We start from the raw sequence: 13448 nt of genomic DNA on the forward strand, positions 1-13448 counted from the left end.
GAGTAGCGGTTTTTGTCGGTGAGTTCGGGGGAGCGCCCCGCTGACGGCCGCTACCGCGTGACCGAAGGCGGGACCTTCCTCACTCGTAACGTCGCGGTATGGCGACAGGGATGGGGCCGGGAATGAGGATCGTTGGGATCGCGGGAAGCCTTCGCCCGGGGGCGTACGTCTGGAGGCTCCTGGAGGCGGCGGCACGGGAACTGCCCGAGACGGTGGACTTCGAGATCTGGCGGGGCCTGGACCAGGTGCCGTCCTTCGAGGAGGGCGAGCTCCCGAGGCCGGTCGCCGACCTGTGGCACCGCCTCTCCGCCGCGGACGGTGTGCTGATCACCGCGCCGGCGCACAGCGCGCTCCCGGCGCAGCTGGGACACACGCTCGACTGGATCTCGTCCGCGCGCGGCGGCGCGGTCCTGGTGGGGAAGCCGGTGGGCGTGGTGACCGCCTGCCCGCGCGCCCACGAGGGGATGTGGACGCAGATCCAGCTGCGCAGGGCCCTCGGCGCGGCGGGGGCGGTGGTGTGCGGCGCGGAACTGGCCGTCTCCCCGGCCCCGGACCGGTTCGACGCCGCCGGCAGGCTCGCCGACCAGGAGTACCGGGGCCGGCTCCGCGACGTGCTGGACGAGATCTGCTCCCCGTCCCTCGCCGGGGCCGGTTCTCTCGGCAGGTCCACCGTGTGAGAGCCGTGTGAGATCCGTGTGAGATCCGCCTGACCGCTCGCCGGGGACCTCGGGCCCCGGTCCCCAGGATCCGCCGTACGGCGTCCGCGATCCCGCCGCACGGTCCCGATCCTCCGGGCGCCCCTCGGCCGGCCGCCGGGAGGCGACCGCCGCGTCGTGCGCCACGGAGGCGCGAAGGGATGAGGAAGGGAGGCTGCCGTGGGGAGATCCGGCCAGGAGGTGGCGCTGCGGGCCCTCGGCGCGGCACTCGACGTGCACGCCCCGGCGGCCAGGCACGGCGTCAGGACGTTTCCCGAGGGCACGCCGTTCCTGTGGCTGACCGTTCCCGGCGCGGGAGGCGCCACCGTCTTCCTCGAGGAACGCCACTGGATCTGCCTGAGCGAGCCCGAGCGGGGCGGGGTGACCGTCCAGCTCGTCGCCGGCGGGGTCGACGACGACCCCGCACTCGTCGTGGGCCGCCTCATGACCGTCATGACGCCGGTGCCGCGCCGCGCGGGCGGCCTGTCACGCGCGCTGAAGGTGGGCCTGCTCGGTCTCGCCGGGGGCGCGGGCGTGGGGCTGCTGGCCGCGCTGCTCATGGCCGTCCTCGTGGCCGGCAACGGCTACACCTCGGACACGACGATCGGCGCGGTGTACGTCCTGGCCGCGCTGATCGGCGTCGGAACCGGGCTCTGGGTGTCGCTGCGCTGGTGGCGGATGGACAGGGACCCGCGTGATCGTGACTCCGGTGGGCAGGGACCGTAGGGACGACCACCTGGAGGAACGACATGGCCGAGTTGCTGGCGATCTACAACGAGAGCGCGGGGAGCGCCGACGACGCGGCCAGGACCACCGCCCTCGAAACGCTGCGCGGCGGCGGCGCCGACGTGATCGAGGCGCCCGCCGGGGAGAAGGACCTGGACGAGATGCTCGACGCCTGTCCCGGCAGGGACGTGGTCGTGCTGGGCGGCGACGGCACGTTGCACGTGGTGGTCGCGACCCTGCACCGGCGCGGCGAGCTGGACGCCCGCACGGTGGGGCTCGTGCCGCTGGGCACCGGCAACGACTTCGCCCGCGGCCTGGGCATCCCGCTGGACCCGCCCGTCGCGGCCCGCGTCGTGCTCGCCGGCCGGCCCCGGCCGCTCGACCTCCTGGTGGACGACGAGGGCGGGGTCATCGTCAACATGGTCCACCTCGGCATCGGTGCCGAGGCCTCCGAGGGCGCCACGCCGCTCAAGCCGGTGCTCGGACGGCTCGCCTACGCGGTGGGAGCGCTGCTGGCGGGTGTGCGCAGCCCCGGCTGGCGGCTGCGCGTCACCGTGGACGGCCGCCCCGTCGGCGACGGGCGCCCGGCGCTCATGGTGGGCATCGGCAACGGCGTCACCATCGGCGGCGGCACCCCGCTGGCCCCCAGGGCCAGGCCCGACGACGGCATGGCCGACGTCGTCGTCTCGCTGACGACCGGTCCGCTGGACAGGCTCGTCTACGCCCTCCGGCTGCGCAAGGGAACCCACCTCGGCCTGCGCGACGTCATCACCACTCGCGGCGGGGAGGTGACCGTGGAGGGCGGCCCCGTCCCGGTGAACGCCGACGGCGAGCTGACCGGCCGGGTCACCCGGCGCCGCTGGACGGTCGTGCCCGCCGCCTGGCGCATGTTCACCTGAGCCCGCGCCCGCTCGGGGAGGCGCCCGCCGGTCGCGCGTCGTCGCCGTCAGCCCAGGGACGCCGAGACCAGGTCGCGCGCCTCCTGCTGCACCCGCGCCAGGTGCTCGGGCCCCTTGAAGGACTCGGCGTAGATCTTGTACACGTCCTCGGTGCCGGAGGGGCGGGCGGCGAACCAGGCGCTGTCGGTGGAGACCTTGAGCCCGCCGAGGGCGGCGCCGTTACCGGGCGCCGAGGTGAGCACCTGGGTGATCTCCTCCCCGGCGAGGCTGCCGGCGGTGACCTGCTCGGCCGAGAGCCTGGCGAGCACCGCCTTCTCCTCCCGGGTCGCGGGGGCGTCGACGCGGGCGTAGGCGGGGTCGCCGAACCGGGCCACCAGGTCGCGGTAGTGCTCGCTCGGCGAGCGGCCGGTGGTCGCGATGATCTCCGAGGCGAGCAGCGCCAGGATCAGGCCGTCCTTGTCGGTGGTCCACACCGAGCCGTCGCGCCGCAGGAACGACGCCCCGGCGCTCTCCTCGCCGCCGAAGCCCAGCGAGCCGTCCAGCAGGCCCGGCACGAACCACTTGAACCCGACGGGGACCTCCATCAGCCGCCTGCCCAGGTCGGCGGCGACCCGGTCGATCATGCCGCTGCTCACCAGCGTCTTGCCGATCCCGGCGGCGGCGGGCCAGCCGGGCCGGTGGGAGTAGAGGTAGGAGATCGCCACGGCGAGGTAGTGGTTGGGGTTCATCAGCCCCCCGTCGGGCGTGACGACGCCGTGCCGGTCGGCGTCGGCGTCGTTGCCCGTGGAGACGTCGAAGGCGTCGCGGCCCGCGATGAGCGAGGCCATCGCGTACGGCGACGAGCAGTCCATCCGGATCTTGCCGTCCCAGTCCAGCGTCATGAACCGCCACGTCGGATCGGTCAGCGGGTTGATCACCGTCAGGTCCAGCCGGTGCCGTTCGGCGATCTCCCCCCAGTACGCGACGCTCGCCCCGCCCAGCGGGTCGGCGCCGATGCGCACCCCCGCCTCCCGGACGGCGTCGAGGTCCAGCACCGAGGGCAGGTCGTCCACGTAGTGGCCGAGGAAGTCGTACCGGCCGGTCGTGTCGGCCGCCAGCGCCCTGGTGTACGGGACCCGCCTGACCTCCTTCAGGCCGTCGGCGATCAGCGCGTTGGCCCTGTCCTGGATCCACGAGGTGGCGTCGGTGTCGGCCGGGCCGCCGTGCGGCGGGTTGTACTTGAACCCGCCGTCGCCGGGCGGGTTGTGCGAGGGGGTCACCACCACGCCGTCGGCCCGTCCCGAGGAGCGCCCCCGGTTATGGGCCAGGATCGCGTGGGAGACCGCGGGGGTCGGGGTGTAGCCGCCACGGTCGTCGATCATGACCGTCACCCCGTTGGCCGCGAAGACCTCCAGCGCCGACACCTGCGCCGGTTCCGACAGGGCGTGGCTGTCGGCGCCCAGGAACAGCGGGCCGTCGATGCCCTGCGCCGCCCGGTACTCCACGATGGCCTGGCTGGTCGCGAGGATGTGGTCCTCGTTGAACGCGACGTTCAGCGAGGAGCCCCGGTGTCCCGACGTCCCGAACGCCACCCGCTGGCCCACCTCGCCCGGGTCGGGATGCAGGGCGTAGTAGGAGGTCACCAGGCGGGCCACGTCGACAAGGTCGGACGGCCTGGCGGGCTGTCCCGCGTGTTCGTGCGTCATCGCAGTCTCCTCACATCACACCTGAGCTAACCGTATCTGCCCCCAAATCGGATAAGCCTGCACAACTCATGAAGGGCTTGTGGCGAACCGGTGGCCCCGCCCGCCCCGCATGCCGTTGACAACGTTGTCATCAACGTCGTACCGTCAGCCTGTTTGCCCGGTCACTTGGGTGATACACCCTTTGTGCCATTGATCAGCGGAGGATCCCCTTGTACAGCCGCGTGGTGGCCCTGGCGGCCGCCTGCCGTCCCTCCGGGTTCCGGCACGCCGGAAAGGCCGGCCGATGACCGCCCTCGCGATCGACATCGGCGGCACCAAGTTCGCCGCGGCGCTGGTCCGGCCGGACGGGACCGTGGCACGCAGGGCGGAACTGCCGGTCGGCCCGGATCCCGAGGCGACGCTGGCCTCGCTCGTCCGGCACATCCGCGATGTCCCGGACATCGGCGGCACCGAGGGCGCCGCCGGAGAGACCGGGGACCTGGGAGATCTGACCGGGGTCGGCATCGGCTCGGCCGGTCCCCTCGACGCCGTCGCCGGTACGGTCAGCCCGGTCAACATCCCCGCCTGGCGTGACTTCCCGCTGGTCGGCGCGGTGAGCGAGCTCCTTCCCGGCCTTCCCGTCACGCTCGCGGGAGACGCGCAGTGCATGGCGCTGGGGGAGTGGTGGCGGGGCGGGCACTCGCGCTCCCGGGCCCTGCTGGGCATCGTGGTGTCCACCGGCGTGGGCGGGGGCCTGGTCCTCGACGGGGTGCCGTACGTGGGACCGACCGGAAACGCCGGGCACATCGGGCACATCGCGGTGGACAGCGACGGACGGCTCTGCCCCTGCGGGGCGACCGGCTGCCTGGAGACGATCGCCAGCGGCCCGAGCATGGTCCGCTGGGCGCTGGAGAACGGCTGGAGCTCACCCGGTGCGCACCCGGACGCCCGCGCGCTCTCGGCCGACGCCGCGCGCGGGGTCCCCGTCGCCCGGCAGGCCTTCCAGCGGGCCGCCGACGCGCTGGCCGTGGCGATCCTCACCACGGCGGCGCTCTTCGACCTCGACGACGTCGTCATCGGGGGCGGCGTCTCCGGGGCGGGGGAGACCCTGCTCGCCCCGCTGCGCGCGGCGGTCGCCAAGCGGGCGGGCCTCGGCTTCCTGCGCGGCCTGAACGTCGAACGTACCTCCCTGGAGCGCGACGCCGGCCTGTACGGCGCCGCGGCCCTGGTCCTCCCCGTCGCGGGGTAGAGGACCGCGTTCTCTCCTTCGCCCGCAGGCGGAGGTGTCCACGCTAAGGAGAACTGATGAGCTCACTCGCCGTCCAGCTGTACTCCGTGCGCGAACAGGCGGCCGTCGACCGCCGCGCCGTGCTGCGCCGCATCGCCGACATGGGCTACGGCGCGGTCGAGCCGTACGACGTGCATCTCGATCCGGAAGGTCTCCGCGACGACCTGCGGGAGGCGGGGCTCTCGGTGTGCAGCGTGCACGCCCCGCTCCTGGACGAGCGGCGCGCGGCCGCGCTGGCCGGGGCCGTCACCGTCGGCGCGGAGACCGTCATCGTGCCCTCCGCCCCCGCCGAGTGGTTCGCCGACCGGGAGGGGGTCGAGCTGGCCGCCAGGACCATCGGCGAGGCGGCCCGCGAGGCGGCCGACCACGGGATGCGGCTCGGATACCACAACCACTGGTGGGAGCTGGAGCAGCGGGTGGACGGCCGTCCCGCGCTGGAGGTGCTCGCGGAGCTGCTGGACCCCTCGGTGCTGCTGGAGGTGGACCTCTACTGGGCGGCGACCGGCGGCGTCGACCCGTCGGGACTGCTGACCCGGCTCGGCGAGCGGGTGAGCCACCTGCACGTCAAGGACGGTCCCGCCACCCAGGAGGGCCCGATGACCGCGGTCGGCTCCGGCCGGGTGCCCATCGTGGACGCGCTGAACACCGCGCCGGACGCGGTGCGGATCGTGGAGCTCGACCACTGCGCCACCGACATGCTCCAGGCGCTGGCCGACAGCCACGCCTACCTGACCGGTCTCGCCGCCGCCGGGCGGGTGAGCCCGTGACCGGCCCGCTCGGGGTGGCGATCGTCGGCTGCGGGAACATCAGCCACCAGTACCTGGGCAACCTCACCTCCTTCCCCGGCGTGCGGGTGGTGGCGTGCGCGGACCTCGACCTGGACCGCGCCGCGGAGGTCGCCGCCCGGTACGGCGTGCCGGTGGCAACCTCCCCCGAGGAGGCGATCTCGCACCCCGACGTGGAACTGGTGGTGAACCTCACGGTCCCCGCCGCGCACGCCGAGGTGGCGCTCGCCGCCGTCCGGGCCGGACGGCACGTCTACAACGAGAAGCCGTTCACCGTGGACCGGGAGTCCGGCGCGCGGCTCGTCGAGGCCGCCGCCGCGGCGGGGGTGCTCCTGGGCAGCGCCCCCGACACCTTCCTGGGCGCCGGGCTGCAGACCGCGGCCAGGCTCGTCGCCGAGGGGGCCATCGGCACCCCGCTCACCGGCCTGGTCCTGTTCCAGACGCCGGGCCCCGAGTCGTGGCACCCAAACCCGGAGTTCTTCTTCCAGCCGGGAGCCGGGCCGCTGTTCGACATGGGCCCCTATTACCTGACGACCCTGGTGACCCTGTTCGGCCCGGCGGCGCGGGTGACCGCGGTCGGCCGCAGGGCCAGGGACGAGCGGGTCGTCGGCTCCGGTCCCAAGGCCGGGGCGCGTTTTCCGGTGGCGGTGCCCACCCACACGAGCGCGCTCCTGGAGTTCGCCGCGGGACAGGCCGCCACGATGGTCTTCAGCTTCGACTCGCCGTTGCGCCGCACCGGGTTCGTCGAGATCACCGGCACCGAGGCGACCATGCAGGTGCCCGATCCCAACACCTTCGGCGGCGAGGTGCGGCTGCGCCGGGCCGCCGACGACGAGTGGGTGCCGGTCCCCACGAAGGGCACCGAGGCCGGTCGCGGCCTGGGCGTGCTCGACATGGCCCAGGCCATCCGCGAGGGAAGGCCGCACCGGGCCACCGGCGAGCTGGGCCTGCACGTCCTCGACACGATGATCGCCGTCGCGGAGTCCGCGGAGCGGGCCGAGTTCGTGGAGATCGGCAGCACCTGCCCGGTACCGGCCCCGCTGCCCGAGGGGTGGGACCCGGCCGCGATCCGTTTCGACTGACGGCTCCGGGCCCGGGGGCCCGACGGCGAAGACGCGAGGGGTGGACCGTTTTCCGGTCCACCCCTTGCTCTTGTTACTCGTCCGAGTTATTTATTACTTATGCAAGTAACGAAGCCTCCGAGTATCGCGGCCACCGCGCGACGCGCCCAGATCGTCGAGGCGGCGATCGAGACGATCGCCGACCTGGGATACGGGCAGGCCTCCTTCGCGCGCATCGCCGAGCGGGCCGGGCTCAGCAGCACCCGCCTGATCTCGTACCACTTCCAGGGCAAGAACGAGCTGATCGCCCAGGTCGTCGCCGAGGTCCACCGGGAGATCGGCGAGTTCATGTCCGAGCGGGTGCGGGCGGAGTCCACGGCCGGCGGGGCGATCCGGGCCTACATCGCGGGCAACGTCGAGTTCATCGCGACCCACCGCGTCCGGATGAGGGCGCTGTACGAGATCTTCGTCAACCACCGGGGCGAGGACGGTGAGCGTTCCCACGACGCGGCCACCGACCTGGGAACCCTCTCCCACATCGAGGAGATCCTGCGCTGGGGCCAGCGGGAGGGCGAGTTCCGCGCCTTCGAACCGAGGGTGATGGCGATGAGCATCCAGCGGTCCGTGGACGGGTTGCCCTTCCTGCTGGAGGCCGACCCGGACGTCGACACCGCTCTCTACGCCGCCGAGCTGGTGACCGTCTTCGACCTGGCCACGCGGAGCGGGAGATGAGGGCGGAACGCGAGGCGAGGACGGAGCCGGGGACGGAGGCGGAGCCGGGGGCAGGGGCGGAGCCGGGGACGGAGCCGGGGACGGAGCCGGGGGCAGGGGCGGAGCCGGGGACGGAGCCGGGGGCAGGGGCGGAGCCGGGGACGGAGCCGGGGGCAGGGGCGGAGCCGGAGCCGGAGCCGGAGGCGGGGACGGGGGCCGAGGTGAGGGCGGAGACGAGGACGAGGGCGGGCCGCCGTGCCGCCGCCGTCCTGATGCTCGTGGACCTCGTCCTGCCCATCGGGCTCTACTACGCCCTGCGCGCGGCTGACGTCGGCTACGTCGCCGCCCTGGTCGCCGGTTCCCTGGTGCCCGGCGCCGGAACGGTCGTCACCCTCGTCAGGGAGCGCCGCCTCGACTCCGTGGGTCTCTTCATGGTGAGCGCCATGCTGGTGAGCGCCGGGTTGTCGGTCGTCGGCGGCAGTCCCCGTTTCCTGCTGCTCAAGGGCGCCCTGCTGATGGTCGTGGTCGGCGGCTGGTTCCTGGCCACCGCCCGGGGGCCGAGACCGCTGGCCCTGCAGTTCTCCCGGCCGCTGCTGGAGGGCCGGACCGGTGCCAGGGACGTGTCGTGGGACGATCTCTGGAACGGGTCGCCGCGCTTCCGCCGGGTGTGGCGGGTCTCCACGGTCGTCTGGGGCGTCGGGGCGCTGGCCGACGCGGCCGTCCGGGTGGTGATCGCCCTGACCCTCCCGATCGACCTCGCCGTGGGGCTGAGCGGCCTGCAGTACGGGGTCTTCTCGGTCCTGATGCTGGTGATCATGAACGTCTACCAGGCGCTGGCCGGGCTCCACGACCCCCGTTCCGGCCTCTACCCCACCCCCGGCATGGGGAGGCACCGGTAGTGGGTCGTCAGCCGTCCATCGTCGTCCAGGACGTGAAAGGCGAGCGCGGGCGGCTGGTCGAGGTGGACGTGGTCCTCGGGGTGGGCCCGGTGCTCCCAGGGGAGCCGGAGGGTGGAGACGACTCCCGGTGCCACCAGCAGCGGCCGTCCGGCGAAGGTGGTCGCCGCCGGGGTGTGGGCGTGCCCGCACAGAAAGGCCGCGAGGTCGGGGTGGCGGTCCGCGATCGCGGCGAGCCGCTCCGCTCCGAACTGGCGGATGCCGTCGACGAAGGTGACGTGCAGCCGGGCCGGCGGGTGGTGGAAGCCGACCAGCACGGGCACCCCGGCCGGGGCCCGGACCAGGATGTCCTCCAGCCACGCCAGCGTCTCGTCCTCGAGGAAGCCCTCGTCCCTGCCCGGCACGGAGGAGTCGCACAGGGCGATGACGACGCCGGCCGCGTGGTGCACCTGGTTGATCGGTGCCGTCGTCTCCGGCTGCCCGAGCAGGTGCCGCCGGAACGCGGCGCGCTCGTCGTGGTTGCCGGGACAGATCATGACCGGGTGCCGGGAGGTCAGAAGCCGGCGGGCCCGCTCGTACTCCTCCGGCAGGGCGTGGTCGGCGATGTCGCCGGTGACCAGGACGGCGTCCAGGTCGTAGGGGAGGTCTTCGAGGTGGTCCATGACGGCCCGGGTGCGTTCGGCGCTGCGCCGCCCGCCGTCGATGTGGGTGTCGCTGAGGTGGGCGATCACGATCATCACCGGGGTCCCTTCTTCGCGGTGTGCGGGATGTGAGCGAGGACGGCCGGGCGGCCCCGGCCGGCGCACCGGTCGCGATGACGGCCGAGCGGCCCTGGTCGCGCACCGATCGCGATGACGGCGACCCGTTTCGCGCTCGTGCTCCCCGTCCAGGCTCACCTCGAACGTAGAAGGTCACCGGACCAAGAATAAGATCCAGTTCCATGCCGAATTCCTGGGCCGGTTCCCGGCTCGACCTGTACATCTCCCCCGACGCGGCGGGCGGGCGGCGCTCCGGCCTGGAGTCCGCGCTACGGGCGGCGATCCGTCAGGGGCGCCTGCCCGCCGGGACGCTCCTGCCGTCCACGCGCGGGCTGGCCAGGGAACTCGGGTTCTCGCGGGGCACCGTCAGCGCCGCCTACGACCAGCTGGTCGAGGAGGGCTACCTGACCACGCGACCGGGATCGGGCACCAGCGTGGCCGAGGTGCCGCAACGCGCCCAGGCTCCCGCGCCCCGCGCGCCCGCGCCGGTGACCCCGCGCCACGACCTCCGTCCCGGCCGCCCCGACGTCAGCGCCTTCCCCACCCGGGCCTGGCTCGCCTCCACCCGCCGCGTCCTCGCCCACGCCCGCCCCGACGTCTTCGGCGCCGGAGACCCGCAGGGGCGGATCGAGCTGCGCGAGGCGCTCGCCGACTACCTGGGCCGCACCCGCGGCGTGATCACGACCCCGGACCGCATCGTGATCACCTCGGGCTACTACCAGGGCCTGGGCCTGCTCAGCGGGGTGCTGGCCGCGGGCGGCACCCGCACCGCGGCCGTGGAGGACCCGGGCCACAACAGCTTCCGCGACGTCGTTCGGCGCGCGGGGCTCACCGTCCTCGCCCTGCCCGTCGACGCGCACGGCGCCCGCGTGGAGACGCTGACACGGCGCGCGGAAGCGGTGTTCCTCACCCCCTCGCACCAGTACCCGACCGGCGTTCCGCTGCGTCCCGGCCGCCGTCAGGCACTGGTCGCATGGGCGCGCTCCACGGGCGGGCCGATCGTCGAGGACGACTACGACGGCGAGTACCGCTACGACCGCCAGCCTGTCGGCGCCCTCCAGGGTGTCGCTCCCGACCAGGTCGTGTACTGCGGCACCGCGTCCAAGACCCTCGGCCCCGCCCTCCGCCTGGCCTGGATGGTCCTGCCGCCGCACCTGGTGCGACCGGTGACGCTGGCCAAGGAGCGATCCGACCTGTACACCGAGACCCTGGGCCAGCTCGTCCTCGCCGACCTGATCACCACCCACGCCTACGACCGCCACATCCGCGCCGCCCGCCTGCGCTACCGCCGCCGCCGCGAACTCCTCCTCGACCGGCTGGCCGCCGTTCCGGGCCTCACCGTCCACGGGGTCCCCGCCGGCCTGCACACCCTCGTCACCCTCGCGCCCGGTGGCCCCACCGAGGAGCGGCTCCTGGCCAGGTGTGCCCGCCGCGGCGTCGCCCTGCGCGGTCTCACCGAACTCCACCACGATCCCGCCGGCCGTCCGCGGGGCCTGCTGGTCGGCTTCGCCGCCCCGTCCGAGCGCGCCTACCCGGCCGCCCTCGACGCCCTGTCCGCGGCTCTCGCCTCCGACGGGCCGGTGTGAGCGTCCGACGGGCCGGTGTGAGCGCCGTCGAGGGTTCGGCCCGCCCCCCGGGCGGTGCGAGCGCCGCGGGCCCGGCCCGCCCCCGGCCGCGTCGGGGCGCGTTCGTTCAGGGGGCCTGGTCGGCGGGGCCGACGATCTTCAGCTCAGGCTTGGCGGGCTCTCCCGCGGACTCCTCCAGGCGGGCGCGGAGGCGGGCGCGGATCTCGTCCGGGGTGTACGCCTGCCGCCGGCGCTCGGCCCGCGCGATCACGACCCCCGTGGCCGCGACGCCCGCCACTCCTGCCAGACCGAGTACCTTCCACCATCGCATGTGCCTACGCTAGCGGAATGTCCGGCAAGAGCATCAGCCTCGACGAGGCCGTCAACCTGACCCGCACCGGCGACGTGTGGCTGTTCCGCGGTCGAACGGTGCCCGATCGAGCCATCCAGACCATGACGAACAGCCCCGTCAACCACGTCGGCATGTCGGTCGTCATCGACGACATGCCGCCCCTGATGTGGCACGCGGAGCTGGGCCGCTCCCTGCCCGACCTGTGGTCGGGAACCCACCAGCGCGGCGTCCAGCTGCACGACCTGCGCGAGGCGGTCACGGTCTGGGCGACCAGATACGGCCAGCGCGGCTGGCTGAGGCAACTGGAGCCGCAGACCCCCCGCGAGATGGAGGACGCCGTCCTGCGCACCGTCGCCCGGCTGGACGGCACGCCCTTCCCCTCGACGGCCAGGCTCGCCGGCCGCTGGATGAAGGGGCGGGTGCCCAAGATCTTCAAGCGGGGCACGGAGGAGAGCGCCCTGGAGAGCGCCTACTGCGCCGAGGTCGTCGCGGTCACGTACGAGGCCATGGGGCTGCTGCCGGGGGGACGGCGGCCGAACTGGTACGACCCCGGCCGGTTCTGGAGCGGCGACGACCTGGAACTGACCGGAGGTTTCCGGCTCGGGGGAGAGATCACCGTACGGCTGGGGTAGGCCGTACGAGGAACGGAGCGGCGGACGCAACCCCCGGCACCCGCCTTCTCGAAGACACAGGCGGCGGCTCCCCGCGCCCGGGGGGACTCCACGGACCCACGGACCGGTGAACCCGGCGAACCCGGCGAACCCGGCGAACCGGTGGGCCCGCGGGCTCCGCGCCGCCGCCGACCCGGGGGGATGCGTCATGCCGGACACGGTGGTCATCGTCGGTGCGGGGCTCGCCGGTCTCGCGTGCGCCCTCCGGCTGCGCTCGGCCGGAGTGGAGGTCCACGTCGTCGAGGCGGCGGACGAGGTGGGCGGCCGGGTGCGCACCGACGTCGTGGACGGCTTTCGGCTGGACCACGGCTTCCAGGTGTTCAACACCGCCTATCCGGAGGCCGCGCGGGTCCTCGACGTCGCCGCGCTGAACCTGCGCCCGATCCCGTCCGGCCTCATCTCCTTCGACAGGGGGCGGCGGGAGCGGCTCATGCTGCCCTGGCGCCACCCGGGCCAGGCGCTCAGCGGGCTCCTGGCAGACGTGGGCTCACCGGCCGACAAGGCGGCCCTGGCGGCGCTGACCGCGCGGGACCTCCTGCTGCCGGCGAGCCGGTTGCGCGGCGGGCGCGAGCGCACCACACGCGAGGAACTGCGGCACTGGGGCATCTCGCCGAAGATGGTCGAGAAGCTGATCCGCCCGTTCCTGTCGGGTGTCGTCCTGGAGCGGGAACTGGAGACGTCCAGCCGTTTCTTCCACCTCGTCTGGCGCACCTTCGCCCGGGGAACGGTCGGGGTGCCCGCGCTCGGCATGGGGGAGATCACCCGGCAGCTCGCCGCCCGCCTCCCCCCGGGGGCGCTCGCGCCGGGCACCCCGGTCCTCGCCGTGACGGGAGAGGGGGTGGAGACGGCCTGGGGCGCGACCATCCCGGCCCGCGCGGTGGTGGTGGCCACCGACCCCGCCATGGCCGCCACGCTCTGTCCGGGGCTGGAGATCCCGGCGATGCGCTCGGTGACGACCTTCTACCACGCCGCCCCCCGCTCTCCCACGGACGACCCCACGCAGATCGTCGACGCGGAGGGCCACATCACCGACACCCTGGTCATCAGCGACGCCGCGCCCGAGTACGCCCCGCCAGGCCGGGCGCTGGTCTCCACGTCGGTGCTGGGGGTCCTCTCCGACGCGGACGAGCCCCGGGTCAGGGCGCGGCTGTCGCAGATCTACGGGACCGACACCTCGGGCTGGGAGCATCTGGCGACGTACGCCGTCAAGGGGGCGCTGCCCGCGATGGTGCCGCCGTTCCGGCTGCGGCGCCCGGTGCGCCTCGCGCCGGGCCGCTACGTGTGCGGGGACCACCGCGACACCGGCTCGCAGCAGGGTGCCCTGGTCTCGGGGCGCCGGGCCGCCGACGCCGTCCTGGCCGACCTGGGCGCCTGACC

The 13448-nt window shown here is 74.0% G+C and carries 14 protein-coding genes; 11 read left to right on the plus strand and 3 right to left on the minus strand.

Annotation, left to right across the window (positions count from 1 at the left end; genetic code table 11):
• Positions 1-122: 122 nt before the first annotated feature.
• From AB0F88_RS35885 to AB0F88_RS35895, 3 genes are all read left to right on the plus strand, one after another.
• On the plus strand, positions 123-677 hold the full coding sequence (locus AB0F88_RS35885) for an NAD(P)H-dependent oxidoreductase (RefSeq protein WP_362694826.1): 555 nt from the start codon (positions 123-125) through the stop codon (positions 675-677).
• 198 nt (positions 678-875) lie between these two features.
• Positions 876-1421 carry a hypothetical protein gene (locus tag AB0F88_RS35890; protein WP_362694829.1) on the plus strand — a complete coding sequence of 182 codons (546 nt, stop codon included), beginning with the start codon at positions 876-878 and terminating at the stop codon, positions 1419-1421.
• A gap of 23 nt (positions 1422-1444) precedes the next feature.
• Positions 1445-2320: a diacylglycerol kinase family protein gene (locus tag AB0F88_RS35895; RefSeq protein WP_362694832.1), complete on the plus strand. Its 876-nt coding sequence runs from the start codon at positions 1445-1447 to the stop codon at positions 2318-2320.
• A 47-nt stretch (positions 2321-2367) separates the two neighbouring features.
• Here the strand turns inward: AB0F88_RS35895 and pgm are convergent, their stop codons facing one another.
• Positions 2368-4005 (minus strand): phosphoglucomutase (alpha-D-glucose-1,6-bisphosphate-dependent), encoded by a 1638-nt coding sequence (pgm, locus tag AB0F88_RS35900; protein ID WP_362694835.1) that lies wholly within the window; start codon positions 4003-4005, stop codon positions 2368-2370.
• A gap of 283 nt (positions 4006-4288) precedes the next feature.
• On the opposite strand from pgm, the gene AB0F88_RS35905 reads away from it, so the two are divergent.
• The 5 genes from AB0F88_RS35905 (at position 4289) to AB0F88_RS35925 (ending at position 8728) form a co-directional block, all read left to right on the plus strand.
• A complete protein-coding gene (locus AB0F88_RS35905; protein ID WP_362694838.1) occupies positions 4289-5233 on the plus strand; it encodes an ROK family protein in 945 nt (314 codons plus the stop codon).
• Positions 5234-5289: 56 nt separating this feature from the next.
• On the plus strand, positions 5290-6039 hold the full coding sequence (locus tag AB0F88_RS35910; protein ID WP_362694841.1) for a sugar phosphate isomerase/epimerase: 750 nt from the start codon (positions 5290-5292) through the stop codon (positions 6037-6039).
• Entirely contained in the window at positions 6036-7139 is a 1104-nt protein-coding gene (locus AB0F88_RS35915; RefSeq protein ID WP_362694844.1) for a Gfo/Idh/MocA family oxidoreductase, read from the plus strand. Before AB0F88_RS35910 ends, AB0F88_RS35915 begins: the two co-directional genes overlap by 4 nt.
• A gap of 99 nt (positions 7140-7238) precedes the next feature.
• Positions 7239-7850, plus strand: coding sequence for a TetR/AcrR family transcriptional regulator (locus AB0F88_RS35920; RefSeq protein ID WP_362694847.1), 612 nt, complete (start codon positions 7239-7241; stop codon positions 7848-7850).
• Between the two features lie 200 nt (positions 7851-8050).
• A complete protein-coding gene (locus AB0F88_RS35925) occupies positions 8051-8728 on the plus strand; it encodes a VC0807 family protein (protein ID WP_362694850.1) in 678 nt (225 codons plus the stop codon).
• Here the strand turns inward: AB0F88_RS35925 and AB0F88_RS35930 are convergent.
• On the minus strand, positions 8695-9462 hold the full coding sequence (locus AB0F88_RS35930) for a metallophosphoesterase (protein ID WP_362695034.1): 768 nt from the start codon (positions 9460-9462) through the stop codon (positions 8695-8697). The two genes, AB0F88_RS35925 and AB0F88_RS35930, sit on opposite strands and share 34 nt — an antisense overlap.
• A 203-nt stretch (positions 9463-9665) precedes the next feature.
• Here AB0F88_RS35930 and AB0F88_RS35935 point away from each other — a divergent pair, with 203 nt between their 5' ends.
• On the plus strand, positions 9666-11069 hold the full coding sequence (locus tag AB0F88_RS35935) for a PLP-dependent aminotransferase family protein (protein ID WP_362694853.1): 1404 nt from the start codon (positions 9666-9668) through the stop codon (positions 11067-11069).
• 106 nt (positions 11070-11175) lie between these two features.
• On the opposite strand, the gene AB0F88_RS35940 is transcribed toward AB0F88_RS35935, so the two are convergent.
• Complete coding sequence (locus tag AB0F88_RS35940) at positions 11176-11379, minus strand: hypothetical protein (RefSeq protein WP_362694856.1); 204 nt, start codon at positions 11377-11379, stop codon at positions 11176-11178.
• 17 nt (positions 11380-11396) lie between these two features.
• Between AB0F88_RS35940 and AB0F88_RS35945 the strand changes: the two genes are divergently transcribed.
• A complete protein-coding gene (locus AB0F88_RS35945; RefSeq protein ID WP_362694859.1) occupies positions 11397-12032 on the plus strand; it encodes a hypothetical protein in 636 nt (211 codons plus the stop codon).
• A gap of 187 nt (positions 12033-12219) precedes the next feature.
• A complete protein-coding gene (locus AB0F88_RS35950; RefSeq protein ID WP_362694862.1) occupies positions 12220-13446 on the plus strand; it encodes an NAD(P)/FAD-dependent oxidoreductase in 1227 nt (408 codons plus the stop codon).
• The last annotated feature ends 2 nt before the right edge of the window (positions 13447-13448 follow it).

The organism is Streptosporangium sp. NPDC023963, from assembly GCF_040639135.1.
Lineage (GTDB): Bacteria > Actinomycetota > Actinomycetes > Streptosporangiales > Streptosporangiaceae > Streptosporangium.